This is a genomic window from Glaciecola punicea ACAM 611 (genome assembly GCF_000252165.1).
In the GTDB taxonomy this organism is placed as follows: Bacteria; Pseudomonadota; Gammaproteobacteria; order Enterobacterales; family Alteromonadaceae; genus Glaciecola; species Glaciecola punicea.
Genome location: NZ_BAET01000030.1, coordinates 21,625 through 48,199, shown reverse-complemented (window position 1 = coordinate 48,199; position 26,575 = coordinate 21,625). Strand labels below are relative to the sequence as shown.

The window sequence follows — 26,575 nt, the reverse complement described above, 5'->3', positions numbered from 1 at the left end:
CTGATATTGCGCTATAAAAAGCGTTCGAAGTATACTGTTAATGCGAAAATATTCAACCAGAAATGGAAAATATAAAAGATTCTGGCATCATTTATACTATAGTCTTATGACAGTTTTTTTCGAGCAATTTGGTAAATTCGTATTATTTTTATAAATATCTACGCTTAATAAAAAAATCTATTCGTCTTTTGGCGTAGTAATATGCGCCAAAATACCATCAAGCTGGTCTAAATCTTCAAAAGAAATTGTCATTTTCCCTTTGCCTTTTTTGTTGTGATCAATCTTAACACTGGTACCTAAGGTATCCGTTAATGTGGTAGCAAGACGTCTAACGTCAGGATCAATTGTCTTTTCTTCTTTGGGAAGGTCTTCAGTGTTGGGTTCTTCCTGAGCTTTTTTGACTAGGCGCTCAGTTTCACGCACTGTAAGCCCTTTTTCAGCCACTAGCTTGGCTAAATTTTCTTGTTCGTTACCAACAAGCGACAGCAATGCTCTGGCGTGTCCCATGTCTATATCACCATGTTCTAGCAGTGTTTTAACGCCCTCTTCAAGCCCATTTAAGCGCAATAAGTTAGTCACGGTAGTGCGCGACTTTCCCACCGCCTCAGCCACTTGCTGATGGGTAAGATTAAATTCAAGCATAAGTCTCTCTAAAGCCTGCGCCTCTTCCATTGAATTTAAATCTTCACGTTGTATATTTTCTATCAGTGCAATAGCAACAGCGGCATCGTCTGCCACATTTTTGATCAAGCAGGGAACCACCTCTAAGCGAGACATTTGCGCGGCACGCCAGCGACGTTCTCCAGCTATAATTTCATATTTATCAGTGCCCGTTTGACGCACCACAATGGGTTGAATGATGCCTTGCGCTTTAATTGACGCAGCGAGTTCTTCTAATGCTTGATCTGCCATGTCTTTTCGTGGCTGGTATTTTCCTGCATGCAAGAATTCAATAGGAATTTTTTTTAAATCGTTGGTGGCTTCGTCATAAGTGCTATTTTGATCTTGGGCACTTTGTGCGTCTTTATGGGCAACGCTTTTGCTTGTAGCAAGTAATGCATCTAGTCCTCTACCCAAGCCTTTATTTTTCGGTGCCATTGGTAACGCCTCTTTTTCTTATTCTCATTTGCTACTATGCATCTTCTAATTTTTTACGTCTGCGCAATATTTCACCGGCAAGCGCTAAGTAGGCCTTTGCGCCATTTGATGATTTATCATAATACATTGCAGGTTCACCAAAACTGGGCGCTTCTGCTAGTCTGACGTTCCTTGGAATTACGGTACGGTAAACTTGGTCTCCAAAATAGCGTTTAAGCTGTTCAGATACATCATTTGCTAAACGATTTCGTGGATCGTACATTGTGCGCAGTACCCCTTCAATCTTCAAATCAGGATTAACTACCGACGCTAATTTCTCAATCGTATCCATAAGCGCTGTTACACCTTCTAATGCGTAATATTCGCACTGCATAGGCACTAATACCGAGTCTGATGCGGCTAATGCATTTACCGTTAGCTGATTTAATGAAGGTGGACAATCAATAAAAATATAATCGTAGTCGTCCTTAATGGGAGCAAGCGCGTTTCGTAATCGTAGCTCTCTGGCAAACACTTCCATTAATTTTATTTCTGCCGCGGTGATATCAGAATTACCCGCAATAAGGTGATATTTACCCGTAGTTTGAGTAATAATGACTTCGCTAGCAGGTTTCTGCTCTATTAATAATTCATAACAAGTGTTTTCTACATTGTACTTGTCAACGCCGCTACCCATCGTAGCATTGCCCTGCGGATCTAAATCAATCAGCAATACTTTGCGCTTTGTTGCCGCCATAGACGCAGCAACGTTAACCGCGGTCGTTGTTTTACCCACGCCGCCTTTTTGATTTGCTATTGAGATGACTCGCGCCACTAGTTGAATACCTTCACGTGATTAACTGGATTGAGTTTACCCTAAAAAAATAGCTTTATTGACTTATAAACTATCTATTTTTTTAGCTACTTTTATTCTTTGAAAATGACAGCGAGAATAATGAATGACCCTGATTGCCTATTGCACATTCTTTTTCAACAGCACTAAGTGTCTTTCACCCTCTAAGGATGGTATCAAAAGAGGGATGCTTTGCACTAGTGTAAAGTGTACAGGAATTTCGTTTAATTCTTGTTGATGAAGTTGACCTTTAAGGGCTAGAAATTGGCCGTCATCATCAAGCAAATGGGAACACCAACGAAGCATGTCGTTTAATGACGCAAACGCTCTGCTCAATACTAAGTCAAAATATTTTTGGGGTGTGATATCTTCAACTCGACTTTGTATAGGACTCACATTTTTAAGACCTAATGCATGAATGGCCTGCTTCATAAACACTACACGCTTACCTAAAGAGTCGATTAAGGTAAATGTCTTGTGTGGGCACATAATCGCTAGAGGGATACCCGGTAAGCCTGGCCCTGTTCCAACGTCGGCGATGTGCGAGCCTGTTAAGTATGGACTTACTACAATTGAATCAAAAATATGCTTAATTAACATCTCACTGGGCTTTCTTACGGAGCTCAAATTATATGCTTTATTCCATTTGTGCAGTAGTAACACAAATTCTATAAGCTGTCTTTTTTGAGTTTCGCTGACCTCAAAATCAAGCTGGGGACTCAGCTCGTCAAATTGAATGTGCAAGCTTTGTGTTAGTTCATCCATTACATAATATTCCTGACATCTTTTTACTACGCCGATTCGCGTGTTTGTTTGAATAACATACTGTGTTTTTTCAAATACACCAACAGTAGTGAAACTGCGGCAGGCGTAATACCTGATATACGTGATGCCTTGCCAATCGTCTCGGGCCGTGCATCGGTCAGTTTTGCCACTACTTCATTTGATAATCCAGATATAGTTGAATAGTCAAAATCAGGCGGAAGTAGCGCATTTTCATGGCGCTGAGATTTTGCAATTTCGTCCTGTTGTCTTGAAATATAACCGGCATATTTTATTTGAATTTCAACCTGTTCTGCGGCTTTTTCATTTTTTAAGCCTGGACCTATAGATTCAATTGTCATTAGGCTTTTATAGGTCATTTCAGGTCGACGAATGAGTTCTTCAAGTGAATGTTCTTTACTTACGGGCGTTTTTAAAATGCCGTTTAAAGCTTCTGCCGATTTATGAGTAGGGTGGATCCAATTATTTTTTAAACGTTGTTTCTCTTGCTCAATAAGTTCCATCTTTTGTGAAAAGGCAGCCCAACGTTCATCGCATACCAAGCCTAAGTTACGACCTTGCTGGGTAAGCCTACTGTCAGCGTTATCTTCACGTAGCAACAATCTATATTCAGCTCTGCTGGTAAACATTCTATAAGGTTCTTTTGTACCCATGGTGGCTAAATCGTCAATTAATACACCAACGTAGGCTTGATCTCTGCCTAACACTAATGGGTCTTTTTCTTGTACTTGTAAAGCAGCGTTAGCGCCTGCAATTAAGCCCTGTGCACCCGCTTCTTCGTAGCCTGTTGTGCCGTTAATTTGGCCAGCAAAGAACAAACCGTCTATGAATTTAGTTTCTAATGTTTGTTTCAAATCTCGTGGATCAAAAAAGTCATACTCAATGGCGTAACCTGGACGAATTATATGCGCATTCTCAAACCCTTTTATGGATCTTACCAAGGACATCTGTATATCAAAGGGTAAACTGGTTGATATACCATTAGGGTAAACTTCAATACTGTTTAAACCTTCGGGTTCAACAAATATTTGATGCGAATTTTTGTCTGCAAAACGCACTATTTTGTCTTCAATGGAAGGACAATAACGCGGTCCTACACCTTCTATGTTACCCGTATACATAGGCGATCGGTCTAGGCCTGAGCGGATAATATCGTGAGTATTTTCGTTTGTATGGGTTATGTAGCAAGGAATTTGACGAGGATGATCAGCCACATTGCCCATGAATGAAAAAGTGGGCAATGGCGTGTCACCCGCTTGTTCTTGCATCACTGAAAAATCTAAAGTTCTTGCATCTAACCTTGCAGGTGTGCCCGTTTTTAGCCTATCGACTCTAAAAGGCAGTGCGCGTAAACGTTGAGCCAGCGCAATTGAGGGCGGATCGCCAGCGCGTCCTCCTTTGTAATTTTCAAGCCCAATATGAATGGTGCCACCTAAAAAGGTGCCGACAGTAATGATTACTGTTTTTGCCCGAAATTTGAGACCCATTTGTGTTACCACGCCACAGGCACGTCCATTTTCAACAATAAGGTCGTCACATGATTGCTGAAATAAAGTAAGGTTTGGCTGCTGTTCTATGGCATTACGTACTGCTATTCGATAAAGAGTACGATCGGCCTGTGCGCGAGTGGCTCTAACGGCTGGTCCTTTAGAACTGTTTAGTGTTCTAAACTGAATCCCGGCTTTGTCGACCGCTTTTGCCATCACCCCGCCAAGTGCGTCAATTTCCTTGACCAAATGACCTTTGCCAATACCGCCAATGGCTGGATTACACGACATTTGTCCAAGTGTTTCAATGCTATGAGTGAGTAAAAGTGTATTAACACCCATGCGAGCAGATGCCATTGCGGCTTCTGTCCCAGCATGGCCACCGCCTACTACAATTACATCAAAGTTTTGTTGATAAAACATCCAAATCCTTACTAAATCTCAAATATTGTGCTAGTACAAATATTGTTTGTTACAGCCTTCATCAAAAGGGCAGGTAGTGTATATGAAACAAAGCATATATGAAATATGGTTGTTTAAATAGTAAACATTGGGGGGCTTTTGCGAGAGGTCAGAAAATGACTTTTTTTGTCAATTTCCCTCAGTAGTATATATAGTCTTTTATTTAAAGATCTTTATTACTACTACTATTATGCGAGCGTTTTTCTGTTAATAATTCAATATTATTTATAAATATCAATAGTTTATAAGAATGAAAAGGCTTGTATAAGCAAACTAAGAAGTATGTATAGCTTGAGGATAACTAAGCTACTTACCCACAGGTTAAAAAGTAGACGATTTTATCCCTTGCTTATTAGTCCTTAATCCACAGCTTTCTAGCTAACTTATCCACAGGAGATATTTTTTTATGTATTGCATGTTGATATTATGTGTATTCTTTAGGGTGAATTCACCGAAGCTATCACTAGCAATAGCTTCCACTTTTTTAACTCAAGGTGAGACTTGCTGTGGACACATTTTAGGTAGTACTGATATTTTTTTACATATTTTTTTATAAGAATTTTTATGATCTGCGTCTGTTGTCTAATATTTACTCAATATTTCGTTTCATTACCATTATTAAAGAGTTTTAGATGTTTCGAATGATTCCTAGCGCGACGGACAGTTGTCAAGCGTTGTTGTACAGTGCTACTGTACTCACCTCGCTACAGGTTTTTCAGCGTCGGCGGAGTTTCTTGAAGGCGTCTTTTAACATTAGCAAAAGGAAATTAGCAGTATGTCCAATAATGACGAGCAAGTTAATACAGCACTACAATCTGAACAGCATGACGAAATTAATATGCTATCTGATAGCGCTGAGCTAGCTAGCCGAGGGACTCGCTTAGGAGCAGCCTTCCTAGATACGTTTATATTGGTTTTATTTTTTATACCAGGCTTGGTCATATTTAGCCTGATGGGCGGTGATTTTTCTAACCCTGATCAGGCCCAGCTAATGAAGAATATTTATACGTATTGTGCTCTATTTATTATTATATATATGGTTATAAATGGTGTTTTACTATATAAATATGGGCAAACCATTGCTAAGCGTTTATTGAATATAAAGATAGTGCGTACCGACGGTGAACGCATCGGGTTTAAGCGCTTGCTAGGTTTGCGCATTGTACTAATTCAACTGCTCTACCAAGTCCCAGTAGTCGGATTTTTGTTTATGATTGTCAATGTGTTATTTATTTTTCGCGAAGATCAACGCTGTATCCACGATCTGATTGCTAACACTAAAGTCGTTAGCACCTAATTCAAAGATAAATATAAATACTAAGCGTAACTAGTGTGTGTAGGTGTCATTTAAAGACACCCGTACAAAAAAATTGGGTGGTTTTTTGCCTCAATATATTAACGTTTTTTGTATGTTATTTGATTGGGCTGATAACCTGATGACTTAGGCGAACTTGGACCACCGGGGGAGGGTTGCGTTTGAACATCGGGTTGAGTGCTCGATATAATCTGCTGAGTAAGCGTAGAACGCCTACTGGGGCCCTGAAAATGCACCTGATAGGTTTCATATTCACGCATCGATTCAAAACAATAGCGACCAATTGCGTCCTCTAATTCTGTTAAATTATGATTGGTAATTAATATACAGTTTTTGTTAGCGGCTTTACGCTGACGCAACAAGTTACCTAACCAAGACTGAGCGTTCTTTTTTAGCACTGTTTCATTTACGCAAACTTCATCTAAAATTAATAAATCAACGTCGAGCAACTGTTGGTTTACCTCGCGATACCTATATGAAGCGTTGTCTTGTGACTGATAATCATATGAATAAAGACGCATATCTAACAGCGTTTGTAGCTGCCTGTAAAGTACACTGGTTTCAAACTTGTTGATAAGTTCTTGGGCAATAGCACCAGCTATGTGCGATTTTCCTCGTCCATAGTCACCATAAAAAATCATCATATGGGCGCGACTTTTGCGCCATTTGGGATCTTTATGCGCCGCAATAAAGGCTTTCGCAATACTGACCGCCTCAATCACATCCTGAGCATCTTCCTGCAGGTTTTCAAAGGTCCACTTTGGATTTAGTTCGGATTTACCATGCAGTTGCTGAATGCGTTTAATTTTTGATTCTTGCTGCATTTTTCGTAAATCAGCGTTAGCGAGTAATTCATATTCGCGACGATTTTTTTCATAGTCAAACTTAGGAATATGCGCATTTGACTTTGCTGCCTTTCTATCTAGCCCCATTACGCCTTTCATTTCGGCTACGCGCTGTTCTAAGGTTTTCATTACTACGTCTCCATTTGCTTATACACTAGCATTTCATAATCACTTTTAACCCTGATCTTTGTATTGGTTGATTAGTTGCTTTACATTGTCGTCAAATACTATACCAGCACTTGGTGTTACGTACTGATGGCCAGCTTTGGTTTTTTGTTCTGATAGTGGTAGGCGCTGCCTACGTTGTTTTAAGTGTATCACCAATTTTTGAGTCCATTGATACTCTGTGCATTGAGTGTCTATTCTTCCTAACCAATAAGCAATATATTCGCCAAGCTCATCTGCACTATAGGTTTTTTCAATTAGACCTACTAATTGACATAGGTCTTCAAATATCGACTGCACGGGTCGCCAGTCTAAGCGCATTGATTTATGTTGAGAATGAAACTGCGGGTTTTCAAGCGATTGAGGAAGGGCGCTCAGCGGTAACCTAATTTTATTGTTATGCAAACTCTTTGAAAAGTCAGTACTAGGGTCTACCTCAATTAGGCCAGCCTTGTGTAGCTCTTTAAATAGCGCGCTTATTTGACGGCCCATGCTTATCACGGTTTTTTTATTATTAACAAGCGCTAAAACGGCTTGGTTGTTGACTAATATGACGGTTTTATTTCCCACTAATTGAGGACGTAAATACAAACAGTACAAAACGCGCGCTAAATTGCTCAAGGGTGTTTGTAACGTTTCTATTTCAAGCTCATTCACGAGTATTTATCCACAGTTTAAAAAGCCTTGCATATTATAAGGTACATACAGAATAGTACGTGTATATTTTTAATACAGCGCGTTAGCATCCTTAGGCTGTGATGGTGCTTAATTTCGTTGATAACCACTCTACCGCTAGTTCCTCAGGAATAGGATGGTGCAGAACATCTATTTGGAATACTGGAAAAAGTAGGCTAGCGCCTGCGCCAACAATAGTGCTTTCAACGGTAAGCGAGGCTGCACAAAAGGTGTCGTAGCTGGAGTCGCCTAAACCGATAATAATAGCGCGTACTCCGGTTAAATCTTTGCCGGCTAAGTCCTTAATAAAGGGCTGTATATTGTCTGGTAAATCACCTGCGCCGTGGGTAGACGTAATAATAACTAATAGCTGTTCAAGATTTATGTCACTTATAGAAGGGGTAAAATGGCAAGTTGCGTTATAGCCTTTAGTTTTTAGCATAGCTTCAACAGCCTCTGCTACGTATTCGCTAGCGCCTAGTACCGAGCCAATTGCAATATTTACGTCCACATTTATGCCCCTTGCTGTGTTAATAGTGATATACAATAATGATGTGAAGATTACTTACCTATACAAAACGATGAAAATATCTTACTAAGTAGGTCGTCTGAGCTAAATTCACCCGTGATTTCATTTAAATAACCTTGTGCAATACGTAATTCTTCGGCTAGTAATTCACCTGCCATGGCCGATTCAAGCTGGTCTTTGCCAATGTCTATATGCTGCTGTGCATTGATTAATGCGGTAATATGACGTTGGCGTGCAATAACCTGATCTTCACCTACCTGATTAAAGCCCATACACTCCTTAAGATGTTCTGTTAAGGTGTCAATCCCTAATTTTGCCATCGCCGAAAGGCAAATGACGGGATACTTTTGATTATTATCAATCCCTGGTGCTTCTTGGATTAAGTCGCACTTATTGCGAATGACTGTGATAGCTGCATTAGCGGGAAGTTTATCATAAAATTCAGGCCAAATATCTTTAGGCTGAGAGTTAGGTTCTTGCTCAGCGTCTACCATAAATAATATACGGTCGGCGTTATGGATTTCTTGCCAGGCGCGTTCAATGCCAATTTTCTCAACGGTGTCTGCGTCATCGCGTAAACCAGCGGTGTCTATAATGTGCAGTGGCATACCGTCTATATGAATATGTTCTTTTAAAACATCGCGCGTTGTGCCCGCAATGTCGGTGACTATGGCGCTGTCTTTGCCACTCAATGCATTGAGTAAACTCGATTTTCCTGCATTGGGTCGGCCAACAATAACGACGCGCATGCCGTCGCGTAGCAGCGATCCTTGTTTGGCTTGATGCATAATTTTGTTAAGCAAGGTTACTATAGTATGTAAGTTACTTTGCACAATTCCGTCGGCTAAAAAATCTATTTCTTCTTCAGGAAAATCTATCGCTGCTTCCACGTACATACGTAAATAAATGACTTTATCAACTAAATTTCTTATTTGATTTGAAAATTCACCCTGTAGTGATCTAAGTGCACTCTTAGCAGCTTGTTGTGATGATGCATCTATTAAATCTGCAATGGCTTCAGCTTGGGTTAAATCCATTTTCTCGTTTAAGAATGCTTGTTCACTGAACTCACCGGGTTTGGCTAAACGTACTAAGCCACTTTTTAAACACGTGTCTATTAGTAATTGCATGACCACTTGGCCGCCGTGACCTTGTAGTTCTAGTATATCTTCGCCGGTGAATGAATTAGGTCCTGCAAAATAAAGTGCAATGCCTTGGTCTATAATGTGGTTTTGACTATTATAAAACGGCTGGTAGGTCGCTACGCGTGGTACAGGGCACTTTTTAAGTAATAGTTCGGCTACTGGTTTAGCATTAGGGCCTGACACTCGCACAATGCCTACACTACCTCGTCCTGGTGCGGTAGCTTGCGCAACAATGGTGTCATTTGAAAATACTGCGGCCGTCATGTGCTAATCCCTAAAGTTATTGAACTGAAGCGGCTGTCCGAAATCTTCTGTGCGCAGAACTGCCATAACGCTTTGTAAGTCGTCTCGCTTTTTACCTGTTACGCGAAGCTGATCGCCTTGTATTGCGGTCTGTACTTTTAATTTTTTATCTTTAATTAGTTTAACAATTTTCTTTGCCAGAGGCTGGTCAATACCCTGCTTAAAGGCTATAGACTGCTTGAACGTTCTGCCGGAATGATCGATCTTTTGAGGATCTAAGGTCGAGGTGTCGACACCGCGTTTAGAACATGCGTCGCGCAACATACTTTGCATTTGCTGAAGCTGAAAATCTGCTTCAGCTTTCATTACAACGGTTTCATCTACGTATTCAAAGGTAGCATTGACGCCTTTGAAATCAAAACGTGTGGCGATGTCTCTATTTGCATTATCAACGGCATTTTTGGTTTCAACAGTGTCAAGCTCTGATACAACGTCAAAAGAAGGCATTTGGTTTCTCCATGCAGGTAAGGGTTATATGAGTTAAATACTCACAATTGTTACTAAAAAAGTTATTAGTCATTAGGCTTAGTACTTTAAAATAATAAGCTAAGCGTGCTAAAAGTTGAACTAGTATTGAGTAAAAAGCCTGCAAACGCAGGCTTTTATGGTAACGCTTAATGATGGCTTGTTAACTATTTAGTTTGTAAACCGCGTTTTTCCATAGACGCGTATATTATTTTTGCTTGTATTAGGGTTACTAGGTTACTGACGAGCCAATAAAGTACCAAACCAGCAGGGAAGAAGAAGAAGAATATACTCATCGCGACAGGCATATAGGTCATTAACTTCTGCTGAAGGGGGTCTTGAATGGTCATTGGCTGTAGCTTTTGTAGTAAAAACATACTAGCGCCAGTCAATATAGGCAGTACAAAGAATGGATCGGGTACCGACAAATCGGTAATCCATAGGGTAAAGGGGGCGTGTCGTAACTCTACGCTTTCAAGCAATACCCAGTATAAAGCTAAAAATATAGGCATTTGTAAGAGTAAGGGAAAACAGCCGCCCATGGGGTTTACTTTTTCTTTCTTATAAAGCTCCATCATAGCTTGTGACATTTTCTGACGGTCATCGCCAAATCGGTCTTTGAGTTGCGTTAGCTTAGGTTGTAAGGCACGCATTTTAGCCATTGATTCGTATTGTTTTTTGGTTAACCAGAACATCGCGCCTTTTACTATAAGGGTAATTAATATGATGGCAACGCCCCAGTTCATGACAAAACCATGCAGGAATTGTAGAAGAAGAAATAACTGTTGTGACAACCACCAAAGCGGTCCGTAATCAACCGTTAAATCTAATCCTTTAGCAATACCTGCCAAGGTTTCTTGATCTTTAGGACCCACATATAGCTTTCCAGTAAGCGTGCCTTGCCCATTAGGGGCTATTGCTTGGGGCTTACCGGTGATGCTAATAATAGCGGTATTGGCAGTGGCGCGCGAACTGATAGTATTGGTGTCTTCTTGCGGCGGTATCCAGGCGGCAACAAAATAGTGTTCTATCATCGCTATCCAACCTGCGGTCGTTGTTCTTTGCGGCACGCCGTCAGCAATTTTGCCAAAAGATAGCTTTTCGTAAATATCGTCAGCTGTAGAGTAAGCAGCGCCTCTAAATACTGGCATAAACATACTGCTGTCACCAACGTCGTTAGTGGTTTGTTCTAGACGGGCTAAAAATGCAAAGTTTATGGCTGCATTGGTATTGTTGGTAACATCATAGCTTACGTCAATCAAATGACTGTCTCGCGTGAATACAAATGTTTTGGTGACAATTAAACCGGCATCATTACGCCATGATAGTGGGATACTTAAACTGTTGCCGGTGAGTTCATAGTCATTAAACTCGCTCGTATATAATGCACGATCATTGGTATTTCTTTCAGCGCCAATTAAGAAGCTTTGTGCAATGTGTTTGACGTTTGTTTGGGGCTTTAGTAGCGGATACGAATCGTTTGATCCTCTCGTTACGGGGAATTTGATGAGATTTGCTTCAATAACATCGCCGCCGTTTAAATCAATTTTTATATCAAGTGTGTCTGTTGTTACAGTAATAATGCGATTGCTATTAGCAGGGGTCGCTAAAGATGTAACCAGGCCGTTTGTAGCGTCTAAAGTAAATTCTTCTATTTCGCCATTACTGTTTTCATCAGCAAGGGATTGATCATTTAAGTAGCTATCTAAATCGCTACCTTGAGCGCTTAAATCTTGAGATTGGTCGGATACAGTAGGTGTTACGGTTTGTGGGGAATTATCTCTTTGATAGTTAGTCCACAGTAGGAAACTGACTAACAACAAACCAATAATTAATATACTTTTTTGGGATTCCATATAAGTCTCAGTTATTTAATGGTGATTCTTTATAGTGTTATTGCGCTCACTATTTATTACAGGTTTTTTGTTTCTTTTTTCATGTGTAGTCGTATTTAATGTATTTGCGCTTGGCACATTATCAATTCCACCAGGATGCATAGGATGGCATTTCGCAATTCGCTTTATGGACAACCAACTGCCCTTAAAAGCGCCATGTTCTGTCAATGCTTGGTGAGCATAGCAGGAACATGTTGGATAGAAACGGCAGTTTTGCCCTAGCATTGGGGATATAAATAGTTGGTAAAATTTAACCATTCCCAGCAGAGGAAGCGCAATTAAAGATGATAGTATAGAGCTTATTTGCATCGCTTAGTTATCCTTCGCCACAAGTTTTCAAGATGTATATATAGCTCAGTGTTATCGAGATCATTTATACCATGTTTTCCAATCACGATAATATCAACATTTGGTAAATTATGCGCCGTTAAGCGAAAACTTTCGCGCGTGCATCTTTTTATGCGATTCCTATTAACAGCTAGTTTTACTTTCTTTTTGGGAATAGTGACGCCAAGACGTGGATAGTCTAAGTCGTTATGCCGAGCTAACAATGTGATAGTGGAAGAGACAGCAGGGATGGCTTGTGCAAATACATGTGAGAAATGACGAGGAGTCAAGAGCCTTGACTCCCTCGGATAGCTGAAGTGTTTTGCTTTCATGGTTTATAATAACCATTTTATGCTGATAAACGCTTTCTACCTTTTGCTCTGCGATTAGCAATTACTTTACGGCCGTTTTTAGTGGCCATGCGTGCACGGAAACCGTGTGAGCGTTTGCGCTTTAAGTTACTTGGTTGAAAAGTTCTTTTCATGACCTAATTCTCGTTTATATGTTGTTACGCTGATTCTCGTCTGTTGCTATGCATTTAAATGCGCAACAATTCAAAATCACCTTATTAATTGGACGCGAAATGGTAGAGATCTAGTCCAGAAAAGTCAAGGCTTAGATCTTATTTTACGTAATAATATTTTATCATTTCCGAGCATAAAGTGTTTCATGTGAAACACTGCTGATAAAGCAAATAATAGCACTATTTTAAATGATCAAAACAGCCTATTGATGGGTGGGTAATTTAGACGCATATTAGTCTAATATCAGCTTGCTTTAAATATAGTTAAGCTAACGTAAGACCTGTCTTAAAACTTATCCACAAAATTTTTGTTAATTCTTGAAAAGTTTTGATTTAACGTAATAAAAACCTTGTATTGTCAGTGTTATGTGTGGTGTAGAGATTTTTCAATAATTTAATTCTTTTATTAATTAATGCTTTACATAAATTCTGTGTATATAAGATGTGTTTTCTGTGAAATCTCGAATGTTTTGTGGATAAGCTCGTTAGTTTCCCTTATAGTTAGGGGCCTTGTAAGGCGTTTAGTGATGTAAGTTCTCTAATTAAGGAAAGATATTGGCAATAAGTTGGAAAGATTGTTTAGAGACCCTAAAACATGAATTAGAAACAGAACAATTCAACATGTGGTTGAAGCCCTTAGTTTCGTATTTTGATGGTGAGACCCTATTTTTATATGCCGCGAATAAATTTGTATTAGGCTGGGTGCGTGACGAGTATTTTACCTTGATCATGCAAACGCTAAAACAATTGTACGGCGCCGATACACCGTTACTCTCTATTATCGATGGAAAGCCACCTCTGGTTGCCGAAAAATCAGCGCCTCTTGCTGACAAAACAAGCGTGTCTAAGACAGAAAATATAGTATCTCCTAAGCTGCGTATTAGTGACAACATAAATGCAGGGAGGCGGCAAAGTCCATCCTATTCAAGGAGCTTACCTATACCTAGTCTGCGAAATCATAACAGTAACGTTAATCCCAAATATACGTTTGACAACTTTGTAGAGGGTAAATCAAATCAATTAGCACGCGCCGCTGCCACGCAAGTCTCCCAAAATCCTGGCGTAACTTACAATCCGTTGTTTCTGTATGGTGGTACTGGTTTAGGCAAAACCCACCTTATTCACGCCATTGGTAACGGTATTGTTGAAAAGAACCCAAATGCGAAAATTGTTTACATGCATTCTGAACGTTTCGTGCAAGACATGGTTAAAGCACTGCAGAATAATGCAATAGAAGATTTTAAACGATTTTATCGTTCAGTTGATGCATTACTCATTGATGACATTCAATTATTTGCTAACAAGGACAGATCACAAGAAGAATTCTTTCATACCTTTAATGCTCTATTAGAAGGCAATCAGCAAATAATTTTGACCTCAGACCGATACCCTAAAGAAATTGATGGGGTGGAAGAGCGTCTTAAATCACGCTTCGGATGGGGCCTTACAGTAATAATAGAACCGCCAGAGCTTGAAACGAGAGTCGCAATTTTACTCTCAAAAGCTAAACAAAATAGAATTGAACTGCCGCATGAGGTAGCTTTTTTTATGGCGAAAAAGTTAAGATCAAATGTAAGAGAATTAGAAGGAGCATTGAACCGTGTTATTGCAAATGCAAATTTTACAGGCAAATCCATTACCATTGATTTTGCAAGAGATGCACTTCGAGATTTACTTGCCTTGCAAGATAAGTTAGTTACTATTGATAATATTATAAAAACAGTTGCAGAATATTATAAGATTAAGGTAGCCGACGTATTATCAAAGCGCCGCACTCGCAGTATTGCAAGACCTCGGCAAATGGCAATGGCATTGGCGAAGGAGTTGACGAACAACAGCTATCCAGAAATTGGTAATTCTTTCAGTGGTAGAGACCATACAACAGTTATGCATGCGGTTAAAAAAATAAAGCAATTGCGCGCAGAAGACCATGATATTATGGAAGATTATACAAACTTAATACGCACATTATCGTATTAGTGTAATTTATTGCACTGAAGAATTAACAATGAGAATGACACATGAATTTCACTATTAGTAGAGAAGACTTTTTACATCCTTTGCAGTTAGTCGCAGGCGCGGTTGAACGTCGTCATACATTACCTATATTAGGAAATGTACTTATTCGCGTTAATGATGATGCTTTGTGGATGACAGGCACTGATCTTGAGGTTGAGCTAATTACCAATGTTGCGCTAGTGGGTAATTCCACTAATGGCAAAATTACCGTTCCAGCCAAGAAACTATTAGACATTGTAAGAGGACTGCCCGACGACTGTACTATTTTATTTAGCTTAGAAGACAACAAAGCTCTGATCAAATCCGGACGGGCTAGATATTCATTATCTACCTTAAGCGCGGATGATTACCCCAATTTAGAAGACTGGGAAGGGGATAGTGAGTTTGAAATATCACAGCACAATTTAAAGCAGCTTATTGAGTCTGTGCAGTTCTCTATGGCTCAGCAGGACGTTCGTTACTATTTGAATGGGATGAGTTTAGAAACGTCTGAACATCTTATAAGATCGGTAGCAACAGATGGTCACCGGCTCGCTATGTCGGTAGTTGAATACACTGATGAAGTGTTACCAACAAAGCAAGTTATTATACCGCGTAAGGGGGTAATGGAAATATCAAGGCTAATTGATGATTCTCAAACCAAGGTAAAAGTTAGGCTTGGTGCAAATCATATCAGCATGCTGAGTAATTCTTTTGTGTTTACGAGTAAACTGGTCGACGGAAGGTTTCCTGATTATAATCGAGTTGTGCCAAAAGAGACTAATAAAGGCTTAATTGTGTATCGCGACATTATAAAAGGAGCGTTGTCGCGAGCAATGATCCTTACAAATGAAAAATTTAAAGGTGTTCGCTTAAGTCTAAGTGCGGGTGAATTAAAAATAACTGCTGATAACCCTGAGCAAGAGCACGCGGAAGAGATTATAGATGTTGAATATCAGGGTGATGATCTAGAAATTGGTTTTAACGTGGCTTATTTAATAGATGTATTAAATGCTGTTGATACTGATATGGTTATTTTCAAATTATTCGACTCAAACACAATGGTCCTTATACACGGTATTAAATTAGTCGATGGTTTGCCTATTGACGAAGATTCTTCGCAGTACGTAATTATGCCGATGCGAATTTAGTTTTTGTGATTTCAGTATCCATAATGTTCATTTAACTTACCAGCATATTTATGTATATCACTAAAGTGCGGTTAGAAAATTTCAGAAATTTCTCAACCGTAGATTTCTCACCTCATGAAAATCTAAATGTTATTTACGGTGACAATGGCGCCGGCAAGTCGAGTTTACTAGAAGCTATTCATGTACTTGGATTCGGTCGTTCATTTAGAACCTCGCGTCCTGATACTTTCATAAATGATAAAGAAATTCGCGCGGCTGGTTTTTGTCAGTTTACAATTAATAATGACTCTTTTAAGTTAGGGTTTACACGCTCAAAAGCTGAAGGTTATTTATTTAGTGTAGACGGGCAGAAGACGAAAAAAATAGCTGATATAGTGCGCTTACTCCCTGTTCAGATTTTTACGCCTCAAAGTAGTGACCTCATTTTAGGCGCTCCCTTAGGTCGGCGTCGTTATTTAGATTGGTTGTTGTTCCACGTGGAACAACAGTTTCAGAGCCTGAGCGGGCGATATACAAACTGTTTGAGCCAGCGCAATGCCTTACTTAAGCAGTTTGATTATTCACAGGCCAAAGCATTTAAAAAACAGGATGTATGGCTTAAGCAGCTAGCCGAACTCGGCGAATCTATAAGTTCACTAAGAGAAACTTACGTTTCTCGCTTAAATAGCGAAATAAGTGCCTTATATTCGAAATTTTCACCTGAGTTAGACGTAGTATTAAGGTATACTAACGGCTGGGAAAAAGGCAACTCTTTAGAAGAGTCACTGTCTAAAAAAGTTGACCGGGATATATTTAGAGGCTCAACCTCAAGTGGACCCCACAAAGCTGATTTGCAGTTTATTGTTGATGATAAGAATGCAGCTGAATTTATGTCAAGGGGCCAACTGAGATTGTTAGTATCACTGTTACTTTTAGCAGAAGTTAAAGTGCTTAAAGAGTTAACGGGTAAGCAGAGTATTTTTTTGGTGGACGATATTACCGCAGAATTAGACGCAGCAACAAGAGAAAAGTTTATTACCACCGTGTTGGAGCAAAACACCCAGGTATTTGTGACAACCATTGAGAAGAATCAAATGTCATTTATACAAACTTATAACAAAAAAAAAGTGTTCCACGTGAAACATAACCACGTGATAGAGGAGTAGAAATGTCTGAGCAAAACTATGATTCATCCAGTATAAAAGTATTAAAGGGCCTAGACGCTGTAAGAAAAAGACCAGGCATGTATATTGGTGATACAGATGATGGCACTGGTTTGCATCACATGGTTTTTGAAGTAGTGGATAACTCTATCGATGAAGCGCTAGCAGGACATTGTAGTGAAATCTTAGTAAAAATACATTCAGATAATTCAATCACAGTTAGTGACGATGGTCGTGGTATTCCTACTGAAATTCATGAAGAAGGTATTTCAGCCGCAGAAGTTATTATGACAGTTCTTCATGCCGGCGGTAAGTTTGATGATAATTCTTATAAAGTGTCTGGCGGTCTGCACGGTGTAGGGGTGTCAGTGGTAAATGCTTTATCTAAAAAATTATTACTAACTATTTACCGTCAAGGTGAACGATTCGAGCAAGAATATCAACGTGGCGTGCCAATGGCGCCAATTGCTCCGACTGCAAAAACAGATAAAAAGGGTACAAAAATTCGTTTTTGGCCCAACGAAGAAACATTTACCAATGTTGTATATCACTTTGATATATTAGCAAAGCGTATCCGCGAACTTTCTTTTTTGAATTCAGGTGTATCTATTACCCTGGAAGATGAGCGTGATGGACGTAAAGAAAAGTTCCATTACGAGGGTGGTATTAGAGCTTTTGTAGAATATCTAAATACCAATAAAAACGTCGTTCATAGTAAGGCGTTCTACTTTACGCACGAAAGAGATGATGGCGTGACGGTAGAAGTAGCAATGCAATGGAACGACGGCTTCCAAGAAAACGTATTTTGTTTTACTAACAACATCCCACAGCGCGACGGTGGAACTCACTTAGCAGGTTTTAGAGGTGCACTAACCCGCACCCTAAATACTTATATGGAAGCAGAGGGTTACAATAAGAAAAACAAGACGAGTGCAAGTGGAGACGATGCAAGAGAAGGCTTAACCGCTGTTATATCAGTAAAAGTACCTGACCCTAAATTTTCATCACAAACAAAAGATAAACTGGTGAGCTCTGAGGTAAAGACTGCGGTTGAATCGTCTATGAATGAGAAGCTAGTTGAATTCTTACAAGAAAATCCAAGCGATGCGCGCACCATTTTAAACAAAATTATTGACGCGGCTCGCGCAAGAGAAGCGGCACGAAAAGCACGCGACATGACCCGCAGAAAAGGTGCTCTAGATTTAGCTGGCTTACCGGGCAAATTAGCGGACTGCCAAGAAAAAGATCCTGCACTTTCAGAAATATATATAGTGGAGGGTGATTCTGCAGGCGGTTCAGCTAAACAAGGTCGTAACAGAAAAAATCAGGCGATTTTACCTCTAAAAGGTAAAATTCTGAACGTTGAGAAAGCACGCTTTGATAAAATGCTGTCATCTCAAGAAGTCGCCACGTTAATTACAGCATTAGGCTGTGGCATTGGCCGAGATGAATATAACCCAGATAAACTACGCTATCACAGCATTATTATAATGACCGATGCAGACGTAGATGGTTCCCACATAAGAACTCTGTTATTGACCTTCTTTTTCCGTCAAATGCCTGAAATGATAGAGCGTGGTCATATATTTATTGCTCAGCCGCCCCTGTATAAAATAAAGAAAGGCAAACAAGAACAATATCTTAAGGACGATGACGCACTTATTAAGCTACTAACCAATATTGCAGTAGAAGGTGCATCACTACATGTGAGTACCGATGCACCAGCAATTCAAGGTGTCGCGCTTGAAAGAATGGTGACTTTGTATCAAAACACTACAATAATGATTGAGCGCATGCACAGAAGAATGCCGCAGTCGCTGCTGACACAGCTTTTATATTCACCTCCCTTAACACAGGAGATACTAAAGGACAAAGCTTCACTGAATGAGATTGGTGAACAATTAGTGGCACAACTTACGGTTAGTGAAGGTGATTCTAGAAGCTTTATTCATTCTGTCGAGTTAACAGAGGATGGTCTCAACGATTTAATTATAACCATGCGTCAGCACGGAATAGATTACCATTACCACATTAGCAGTGATTTTGTTGCTTCTCCTGAATACGAAAAAATCCGTAGGTTGAATGAAACTATAAATAACCTGATGGAGGAGGGAGCTTATATAAAACGTGGTGAAAAAACATTAGCCGTTACTGAGTTTAAAGATGCTCTAGAATGGCTAATGGCAGAAGCTAAACGCGGTCAATACATTCAGCGCTACAAGGGTCTAGGTGAAATGAATCCGTCACAGCTGTGGGAGACAACAATGGATCCTGATTATCGCCGCATGCTACAAGTAACCATAGAAGACGCAGTAAGCGCCGATATATTGTTCTCAACGCTAATGGGCGATCACGTTGAACCACGCAGAGTATTTATTGAAACGAATGCACTTAACGTAGAGAATCTAGATGTGTAGTTAGTTTGTGCAATCACATTAGCTTTGCCAAAAGATCTCGTGTAATTGCTAAATTTTCCCATTGTTACTTCCAGAAGGTGCTCATATCGAGCACCTTTTTAACAGTCTATTTTGAATCGGGATGACACTTTAACGCGCGTTTTGATCAAACAGATAAGCGTGGCAAACAATCCATACTCGATTTCGCCAAGAGCGCATTCAGGCAAATCTGAAGCTTTCAAAAGAGAGACTCTACATTCTACATAAATCCCTTCTTGAATAACATCAGCACGACGATTAAAGAATGCGCTGCAAGGCCTAAGACTTCATATATTCTGCCAAGCACTTGTTGATTCTTATTAATCCAAATTCTGAGCCCGCTGAGAGTCGCAAGTGTCCCAAAAACATGTCTAATTATAAATGCCGGGCGCAGGTCTTATCTAAGTGTCGATTCAAGTAAGCAAACAACGCGTATCACCCACGATCTGATAAAATTCGACAATATCCTAGAAGAAAATTTTACATGCGGAATGAATATTATTTTTTATGGAGTGTTGTTTGGTACGCAGATCTTCTTGCCTGAATAAAAATCAAACAACAGGCTTGACCCATCAATATAAGCTCAATACTGGGTGTAAGCTCTATAGGAAAGCTAAACGCGTACTGCGCTTCAAAGTTTGCTGTAAGATGCTTAACAGAATTATTGCAAATGGAAGCGTTAGCAGACTTCCCTTATGTGATAGTGTGCGTAGTGCATTCAGGCGGCATTAATACAGCCATCGCTAATAACGCTATACACTTTGATGGAAGAAACGAAAACATACGCCAGCAAGAGATGAAGACCTTCAAAAAACAGCCTACAATGACGCCTATTAAAACCGCTAATATTATTGTAAACGGAATACTTAACGACAAAACACGCATATTGATTGAGCTCGATGCAAAGCTTATGGATTGGATAGTACGGATTTTTCCGGCCAAATACAGTATACTAGTGTTAAAACAAATTAAAAAAAGAGGCCTTTAAAATGACTAAACAAGGACGCGAATTTGACATTATTGTGTACGGTGCTACCTCTTTTGTAGGCCAAATTCTAATTGAATATTTAACACACTACACTGCAAAAATAACGGCGCGTTATAACAACGAGGCAATTACTTGGGCCATTGCCGGACGAAACGAAAAAAAGCTCCTTGCGCTCAAAAATAAACATAATATCAATGACATAGCGCACTTTATAGTTGAGGCAAGCAACTTTGAAGGACTTAGTCTACTTTCGCGTAAAACTAAAGTAATAATAACAACAGTAGGACCTTACGCCTTATATGGCGAAATGATGGTAAAAGCCTGTGTAACTAACGGTACAGATTACTGTGATTTAACCGGCGAACCCCAATGGATTAGAGCAATGCTTGATAAATATGAAGAACAGGCTAAAGCTTCGGGTGCGCGTATTATTAATAGCGCGGGTTTTGATTCAATACCTTCCGACATTGGTGTGTATGCGTTACAAAAAATTGCCGTGGAAAAAACAGGCAAACCTGCTGGTCAAATTAAAATGCGTGTTCGAAAAGTGAAAGGCGCAGCATCAGGTGGCACTATTGCTAGCATGCTCAATATATTTAAGGAAGCCAAAGAAAATCCGACACTGCGCAAACTGCTCACAAACCCCTATGCGCTTTGTACATCCGGGCATAGTTATAAAGTCCGCCAAAAAAGTCATAAAAAAGCTGAATTCGACAAAAGTTTAAAGATGTGGACTATGCCATTTGTAATGGCAGCTATAAACGAAAGGATAGTGCATCGCACTAATTCACTGCTAAGTGACCAATACGGCACAGGGTTTAGATATGATGAAGCCATGAGTGCCAAAACGGGTTTTCAAGCGTGGACGTTCACGATTGGGTTAGGAGGTTTCATGCTAGCGGCCAGTGTATCGCCTGTACGCAATTTGATGGCTAAACATGTATTAGCTAAACCCGGCGAAGGACCCAGTGAAGATGAGCAATTAAACGGTATGTTTGATATGCGATTTTATTCACAGCTTGCTAACGGCGAGGAATTAGTGATAAAAGTTGAGGGTGATCGCGATCCTGGCTACGGTTCAACAGCCAAAATGCTAAGTCAAGCAGCGCTATGCTTGGCTAACGACGTACCCGATGTAGCAGGCGGCTTTTGGACGCCGGCAAGTGCACTAAACGACCATTTGATAAAACGCCTAAAAGAACATGCGGGAGTAAGCGTTACACAACTCTAGTCAGGCATGCGTATAATAAGACCGGTGTCGGCGGCTATTTTGCCGTTGCACACCTCTTCAAAAATAGCCTGCATACCATCAAGTCCGTCAACATCAGTCATATTTAACCAATGTCTACTTTTGCTTATCGATACCGCTAAGTATTCACGACTTTTGTGTTCAAATACCTGTGGTCCCCATTCTTGAAGGCGTTTTTGAATTTGCGAAGGAGCAAAAAAGAATTCACTTCGCTCTTTTATAATGTCATCGCTTTTGCCGCGTTCTTGTCTGTGGGTGACGCCCACGTTCGAACAAAACTTCATGTTATCGCCAAGGTGCTTATGTAGCGCGCTCAAAACCTTTACATTGCCCGACATATCCACAATAAGAGTGGAAATAGTATTGTCTATTTTCGCAATGTCGTCGTAGCTTAACACGGCATCGTAAACGGCCATGTTATTTACCATATCAACGTTGCTGGTCGACGTTAGCGCAACTAACGAGGGTGTTCTGCTGTTATCATCAGATTGCGTGCTCGCATAATGTTGCATACCGTAGGCCAAGCCTGTGCTCGTTTTACTCGAGGCACTGAGCATGACTAGCTGTTTGGCGGTAAACCAACTATTTTCTTGAAAGTAATCAAATAAGGCAAACGATGTTATATGCAAGGGGAAAAACAACATGCGGTCATCTTCATCGGCTTTGTTGTAAGCAGTCTCAAATACTACCCTGCGATATACATTGTATGCGACGGGCAACTGACTTCTATGGCTACTAGCATCGAACCAGCTAGTTTTACCTACTTTTATTGGGCTTAGAATTAAATGAGATGCAGGCGGAAAGTAGCCGAATACTCGTTCGCCAACGGGTACCTCGGTACAATTTGACTTCACTACATCAGCAAAGCCCCATACAGGCAGTATTCCCCAACCGACTATGTCTAAGGTGTCGCCCTTAAAATTAAGTGAATGCGGCGGGAAGAACTGCCAATAACCTATTAGTTCACCAACAACTGCGTAGGTAATGTTGTTCGCGGTAAGGGCAAACTTGTCAATTTTAACCAACACTTGACCCGTTTGTAAGACCTGGGCACTTAAGTCATTATCAATGATGCGTGACTTGGTAATGTTGTCTTTTTGTATTTGAAATTCACTCAAGGTGGCGTCCTTAATGTCTATTATTAATATTCAATCCATTTTTTCTATTACAAGTTTAGGTTCACTGTTGTTATAAATATCTAAAATAAATCGATACATGGCGGTTTGGGCGGGTGTGAATTTAAGGTTAAGTGAGTCGCTTGTGCACATCAACTCAACTGCTTTGTTCAGTTCTATAGGCACTGCGTCGAATTCACTGCCGCAGTTTAAAGGCATGCTCCAGCTATTGTCTGCTACTTTAAAGTCGTAAGGTTGTCCATCTGCAATAAGCTCTATAGACACTGCATAACTACCGTTGCTACTTTGCACTAGCTTAAAAGCTTCATCTACTTCCCACCAGTTAAATACGCCGCGCAAATACATATTTGAATAATCTTTTTGCTCTGCTTGTTCAAGAAAGTCAGAAGAGCCTGATGAAACACAGCCTGTCAGCACCTGAAGGGCTATAAGTACCGCGGTGAATTTTATTAATCTTGCATACATTACAGTTGTTTTCTCATTATTTAAAAGTTTAATACCGAAATGTCGGCAACCGATAAGAACTGCTTACGAATATGCGAAATCAGCGCAATGCGATTCGCTTTAACGGCTTCATTGTCAGCCATAATCATGACCTTATCAAAGAAATCGTCTAGGCTAGTTTTGAGCGACGAAAGCTGGGTGAGTACTTCGGTGTAGTTACTTTGCTCAACAAGCTGCGGTAAATTTTCCATAACGGCTGCATAGTTCGCATATAAAGCCCGTTCTTCTTGTTCTTCAAACAATGTTTGGTTTATGTTTGCAATGTTATCCAAATTTATGCCGTTCTTATCCAGAATATTAGCTACTCGCTTGTTTGCTTTTACCAAGCTTTCAGCAACATCGGTCTTTGCAAATTCTGTTACCGCCATTACACGTTGGTTAATATCGCTAAGGGACTGCTTGGTCTCGCTTGACAGTACCGAGCTTACAATGTCGGCGTTAATGTTTAAGTCGGCGTAAAAAGGTTTTAGACGGTCAAGTAGAAACGCTACCACTTGTGCTTCAACCTTTTTATTACTGAGCTTATTACCAAATAAGCCAGCCACTTTGCTCACAATTTCGCTTAAGCTTACATTAATATTAAACGACAGAAGGATGCGTAAGATACCAATGGCGCTTCTGCGTAATGCGAAGGGGTCTTTGTCACCTTTTGGTAATTTGTTTATGCCAAAAATACCCACTAAGGTATCCAATTTCTCAGCTAATGACACTAGCATGCCTGCAGTGGTTTGAGGAAGTTCGTCGCCAGCAAAACGAGGCAAGTATTGTTCTTTAATCGCGTTGGCTACATTTTCATTTTCACCATCGTGCAAGGCATAGTAGTAGCCCATCACCCCTTGAACACTCGGAAATTCCATGACCATATTGCTGACTAGATCAGCTTTGGCTAAGGTAGCAGCGCGCGCAGCATCGTTGAGGTCTTGCTCACTAGCGTGAATAAGTGCGCCAATGGCTTGCGTTATTTGCATTACACGAGCAGATTTCTCAGCCACTGTTCCCAGTTCTTTTTGAAACAAAATAGTGTTTAGCTTACGGGCTTTATCTGCAAGCGTGGTTTTTTTATCCGCATCAAAAAAGAACTTTGCATCTGACAGCCTTGGGCGAATAACTTTTTCGTTACCCGCCACAATTTGCGCAGGATCTTTGCTTTCAATGTTGGACACAAACAGGAAAATAGACGACAGTTGACCTTTTGTATCTAGCAAAGGTACATATTTTTGGTCGTCCTTCATTGTATATATTAAAGCTTCTTTGGGTACCTCTAAAAAAGCGGGTTCAAATTCAGCTTGAAGTACCACAGGCCACTCCACTAATGACGATATTTCCTCAAGTAGCGCATTATCGTAATCCGGTGTTAAGTTTAATGCAGTAGATTGCGCAATTAACTGATCTTCAATAGCGCGCATTCTGCTGTTGTAGTCAACTAGCACAAACTGTTGCTTCATTAGTAACACATATTTGTCTGCATGGTCCAAACTGACGACATGATCGCCATGGAATCGGTGCCCTGATACTATGTTGCTAGACTCAAGACCTAGCAGACTTAAGTTAAGCACTTCATGACCATACATTACACACAAAGTGTGCACGGGGCGTATAAATTCAATATCACTGCTTCCCCAGCGCATTGCTTTTGGAATTGGCAGTTGTTTGACTGTCCGCTCCAAGGCGCCTTGTAATAGTGTATCGAGGCTTTGACCCGGCACAAGCGCTTTGTAAACAAGCCATTCTCCCTTATCGGTCTTGAGGCGCTGGGCTTGATTAATTGTAATACCATTGCCTTTGGCCCAGCCTAATGCTGCAGGAGTTGCTTTACCTTCGCTGTCAAAGGCTACAGACACCGCAGGTCCGCGCTTATCTACCTGTTTGTCACTTTGCTTGCGGGCACAATATGTGAATGCTGCGGCTAATCGGCGCGGTGCACCAAATGGAATACACTCTTTAAAGGCAAAGCCTAATTTGTTAAGTTCTTGCGCTAAATTCGCGGCGAAACTATCCGACAATTGTTTGAGAGATTTAGGGGGGAGTTCTTCACAGCCTAATTCAACCAACAAAGTATGTGTTTTTATGTCGGTCATGGTTATAGCTCCTGAGACTTGCACAATGGAAAACCCAAAGCTTCGCGGGTCTCAAAATACATTTGCGCGCAGGCCTTTGCCAGTGTTCTTACGCGTAGAATATAACCTTGGCGCTCAGTTACCGAAATTGCATGGCGAGCATCGAGCATGTTGAATGCGTGCGAGGCTTTCATTACCTGTTCATAAGCAGGCAGGGGAAGCTTTTTCTCAATCAGCAATTTACTGGCCTTTTCACATTCATCAAAGGTGGTGAACATGAAGCCTACATCGGCATATTCGAAATTGTAGGTAGACTGCTCTTTTTCGTTTTGTAAAAAAACATCGCCGTAAGTTACTTTGCCATAAGGTCCTTGCGTCCAGACTAGGTCGTAAATACTGTCAACGCCCTGCATGTACATAGCCAAACGTTCAAGTCCGTAGGTGATTTCTCCGGTAACTGGTTTGCACTCAATGCCGCCAACCTGCTGAAAATAGGTGAACTGTGTAACTTCCATGCCGTTTAGCCAAATTTCCCAGCCTAAACCCCACGCGCCTAAGGTAGGTGACTCCCAGTTATCTTCAACAAAACGAATATCGTGCACTAAAGGGTCAAAACCAAGCATTTTTAATGAGCCTAAATACAGTTCTTGAAGATTGCTCGGAGAGGGCTTCATCATTACTTGGAACTGATAGTAATGCTGTAAACGGTTAGGGTTTTCGCCGTAGCGGCCGTCGTTAGGTCGTCGGCATGGCTGCACATAAGCGCTGTTCATCGGTTCAGGACCCAATGAGCGTAAAAACGTCATAGGGTGAAAGGTGCCAGCACCCACTTCCATATCTAAGGGTTGTATAATGACGCAGCCTTGCTGTGCCCAATAATCTTGTAGTGCCAAAATTAACCCTTGGAAGGTGTTTAAATCGTAGTTTTGCATAGCCTTAACAGTCTTTAGCCTTAGTAGTTGCTTAAATAGTATAAAATAAACGGTGAGTATTATTACGTATAATCGTAGTAATATCGAGGAATACGCGAATATACCGCGATTTGAAACATTCTGCTAAGCAGCAA

Annotated in this window: 24 protein-coding genes; 7 read left to right on the top strand and 17 right to left on the bottom strand. The window is 40.4% G+C overall.

The features are described 5' to 3' along the window. Positions 1-177 precede the first annotated feature (177 nt). The 4 genes from GPUN_RS11135 to mnmG all read right to left on the bottom strand — a co-directional run bounded on the left by GPUN_RS11135 (position 178) and on the right by mnmG (position 4,623). On the bottom strand, positions 178-1,098 hold the full coding sequence (locus GPUN_RS11135) for a ParB/RepB/Spo0J family partition protein (RefSeq protein ID WP_006006730.1): 921 nt from the start codon (positions 1,096-1,098) through the stop codon (positions 178-180). A gap of 34 nt (positions 1,099-1,132) precedes the next feature. Further along, the gene (locus GPUN_RS11130; RefSeq protein WP_006006728.1) at positions 1,133-1,912 is read right to left on the bottom strand and encodes a ParA family protein; all 780 of its coding nucleotides are present in this window, start codon (positions 1,910-1,912) and stop codon (positions 1,133-1,135) included. Positions 1,913-2,050: 138 nt separating this feature from the next. Next, positions 2,051-2,695: a 16S rRNA (guanine(527)-N(7))-methyltransferase RsmG gene (gene rsmG, locus GPUN_RS11125; protein ID WP_006006726.1), complete on the bottom strand. Its 645-nt coding sequence runs from the start codon at positions 2,693-2,695 to the stop codon at positions 2,051-2,053. A gap of 26 nt (positions 2,696-2,721) precedes the next feature. Continuing rightward, the gene (gene mnmG, locus GPUN_RS11120; RefSeq protein WP_006006724.1) at positions 2,722-4,623 is read right to left on the bottom strand and encodes a tRNA uridine-5-carboxymethylaminomethyl(34) synthesis enzyme MnmG; all 1,902 of its coding nucleotides are present in this window, start codon (positions 4,621-4,623) and stop codon (positions 2,722-2,724) included. An 814-nt stretch (positions 4,624-5,437) separates the two neighbouring features. On the opposite strand from mnmG, the gene GPUN_RS13745 reads away from it, so the two are divergent. Further along, positions 5,438-5,959: an RDD family protein gene (locus GPUN_RS13745; protein WP_006006721.1), complete on the top strand. Its 522-nt coding sequence runs from the start codon at positions 5,438-5,440 to the stop codon at positions 5,957-5,959. 98 nt (positions 5,960-6,057) lie between these two features. On the opposite strand, the gene GPUN_RS11110 is transcribed toward GPUN_RS13745, so the two are convergent. The 9 genes from GPUN_RS11110 to rpmH all read right to left on the bottom strand — a co-directional run bounded on the left by GPUN_RS11110 (position 6,058) and on the right by rpmH (position 12,810). After that, complete coding sequence (locus GPUN_RS11110; protein WP_006006719.1) at positions 6,058-6,951, bottom strand: ATP-binding protein; 894 nt, start codon at positions 6,949-6,951, stop codon at positions 6,058-6,060. 45 nt (positions 6,952-6,996) lie between these two features. Next, positions 6,997-7,644 carry a DnaT-like ssDNA-binding domain-containing protein gene (locus GPUN_RS11105; RefSeq protein ID WP_006006717.1) on the bottom strand — a complete coding sequence of 216 codons (648 nt, stop codon included), beginning with the start codon at positions 7,642-7,644 and terminating at the stop codon, positions 6,997-6,999. Positions 7,645-7,735: 91 nt separating this feature from the next. Then, positions 7,736-8,173: a flavodoxin domain-containing protein gene (locus tag GPUN_RS11100; RefSeq protein ID WP_006006715.1), complete on the bottom strand. Its 438-nt coding sequence runs from the start codon at positions 8,171-8,173 to the stop codon at positions 7,736-7,738. Between the two features lie 50 nt (positions 8,174-8,223). Next, positions 8,224-9,600: a tRNA uridine-5-carboxymethylaminomethyl(34) synthesis GTPase MnmE gene (mnmE, locus tag GPUN_RS11095; RefSeq protein ID WP_006006713.1), complete on the bottom strand. Its 1,377-nt coding sequence runs from the start codon at positions 9,598-9,600 to the stop codon at positions 8,224-8,226. A 3-nt stretch (positions 9,601-9,603) separates the two neighbouring features. Then, a complete protein-coding gene (locus GPUN_RS11090; RefSeq protein ID WP_006006711.1) occupies positions 9,604-10,086 on the bottom strand; it encodes a YajQ family cyclic di-GMP-binding protein in 483 nt (160 codons plus the stop codon). A 185-nt stretch (positions 10,087-10,271) separates the two neighbouring features. Continuing rightward, complete coding sequence (gene yidC, locus GPUN_RS11085) at positions 10,272-11,960, bottom strand: membrane protein insertase YidC (protein WP_006006708.1); 1,689 nt, start codon at positions 11,958-11,960, stop codon at positions 10,272-10,274. A gap of 15 nt (positions 11,961-11,975) precedes the next feature. Beyond that, positions 11,976-12,308 carry a membrane protein insertion efficiency factor YidD gene (gene yidD / locus GPUN_RS11080; protein ID WP_081483954.1) on the bottom strand — a complete coding sequence of 111 codons (333 nt, stop codon included), beginning with the start codon at positions 12,306-12,308 and terminating at the stop codon, positions 11,976-11,978. Further along, positions 12,299-12,658, bottom strand: a complete 360-nt coding sequence (gene rnpA / locus GPUN_RS11075) for a ribonuclease P protein component (RefSeq protein ID WP_040521000.1) — start codon at positions 12,656-12,658, stop codon at positions 12,299-12,301. Before rnpA ends, yidD begins: the two co-directional genes overlap by 10 nt. A gap of 17 nt (positions 12,659-12,675) precedes the next feature. Further along, on the bottom strand, positions 12,676-12,810 hold the full coding sequence (rpmH, locus tag GPUN_RS11070; RefSeq protein WP_006006705.1) for a 50S ribosomal protein L34: 135 nt from the start codon (positions 12,808-12,810) through the stop codon (positions 12,676-12,678). A gap of 594 nt (positions 12,811-13,404) precedes the next feature. Here rpmH and dnaA point away from each other — a divergent pair. From dnaA to GPUN_RS11040, 6 genes are all read left to right on the top strand, one after another. Further along, positions 13,405-14,829, top strand: a complete 1,425-nt coding sequence (gene dnaA, locus GPUN_RS11065) for a chromosomal replication initiator protein DnaA (RefSeq protein WP_006006703.1) — start codon at positions 13,405-13,407, stop codon at positions 14,827-14,829. Between the two features lie 41 nt (positions 14,830-14,870). Next, positions 14,871-15,998: a DNA polymerase III subunit beta gene (dnaN, locus tag GPUN_RS11060; protein WP_006006701.1), complete on the top strand. Its 1,128-nt coding sequence runs from the start codon at positions 14,871-14,873 to the stop codon at positions 15,996-15,998. Between the two features lie 50 nt (positions 15,999-16,048). Beyond that, positions 16,049-17,143: a DNA replication/repair protein RecF gene (gene recF, locus GPUN_RS11055; RefSeq protein ID WP_006006699.1), complete on the top strand. Its 1,095-nt coding sequence runs from the start codon at positions 16,049-16,051 to the stop codon at positions 17,141-17,143. Positions 17,144-17,145: 2 nt separating this feature from the next. Continuing rightward, on the top strand, positions 17,146-19,557 hold the full coding sequence (gene gyrB, locus GPUN_RS11050; protein ID WP_006006697.1) for a DNA topoisomerase (ATP-hydrolyzing) subunit B: 2,412 nt from the start codon (positions 17,146-17,148) through the stop codon (positions 19,555-19,557). Positions 19,558-20,146: 589 nt separating this feature from the next. Then, positions 20,147-20,563: an SDR family NAD(P)-dependent oxidoreductase gene (locus GPUN_RS11045; RefSeq protein ID WP_081483953.1), complete on the top strand. Its 417-nt coding sequence runs from the start codon at positions 20,147-20,149 to the stop codon at positions 20,561-20,563. A 1-nt stretch (position 20,564) separates the two neighbouring features. Further along, positions 20,565-21,794, top strand: a complete 1,230-nt coding sequence (locus GPUN_RS11040; RefSeq protein ID WP_006006693.1) for a saccharopine dehydrogenase family protein — start codon at positions 20,565-20,567, stop codon at positions 21,792-21,794. On the opposite strand, the gene GPUN_RS11035 is transcribed toward GPUN_RS11040, so the two are convergent. Genes GPUN_RS11035 through glyQ form a run of 4 tightly spaced genes read right to left on the bottom strand, consistent with a single transcriptional unit; the run spans position 21,791 to position 26,441 of the window. Continuing rightward, entirely contained in the window at positions 21,791-22,930 is a 1,140-nt protein-coding gene (locus GPUN_RS11035) for a DUF2855 family protein (protein ID WP_006006690.1), read from the bottom strand. The genes GPUN_RS11040 and GPUN_RS11035 overlap by 4 nt on opposite strands. A gap of 30 nt (positions 22,931-22,960) precedes the next feature. Next, positions 22,961-23,413 carry an early set domain-containing protein gene (locus GPUN_RS11030; RefSeq protein WP_006006688.1) on the bottom strand — a complete coding sequence of 151 codons (453 nt, stop codon included), beginning with the start codon at positions 23,411-23,413 and terminating at the stop codon, positions 22,961-22,963. A gap of 20 nt (positions 23,414-23,433) precedes the next feature. Then, positions 23,434-25,530, bottom strand: a complete 2,097-nt coding sequence (gene glyS, locus GPUN_RS11025) for a glycine--tRNA ligase subunit beta (protein ID WP_006006686.1) — start codon at positions 25,528-25,530, stop codon at positions 23,434-23,436. Between the two features lie 2 nt (positions 25,531-25,532). Further along, complete coding sequence (gene glyQ / locus GPUN_RS11020) at positions 25,533-26,441, bottom strand: glycine--tRNA ligase subunit alpha (protein WP_006006684.1); 909 nt, start codon at positions 26,439-26,441, stop codon at positions 25,533-25,535. Between the last annotated feature and the right edge of the window lie 134 nt (positions 26,442-26,575).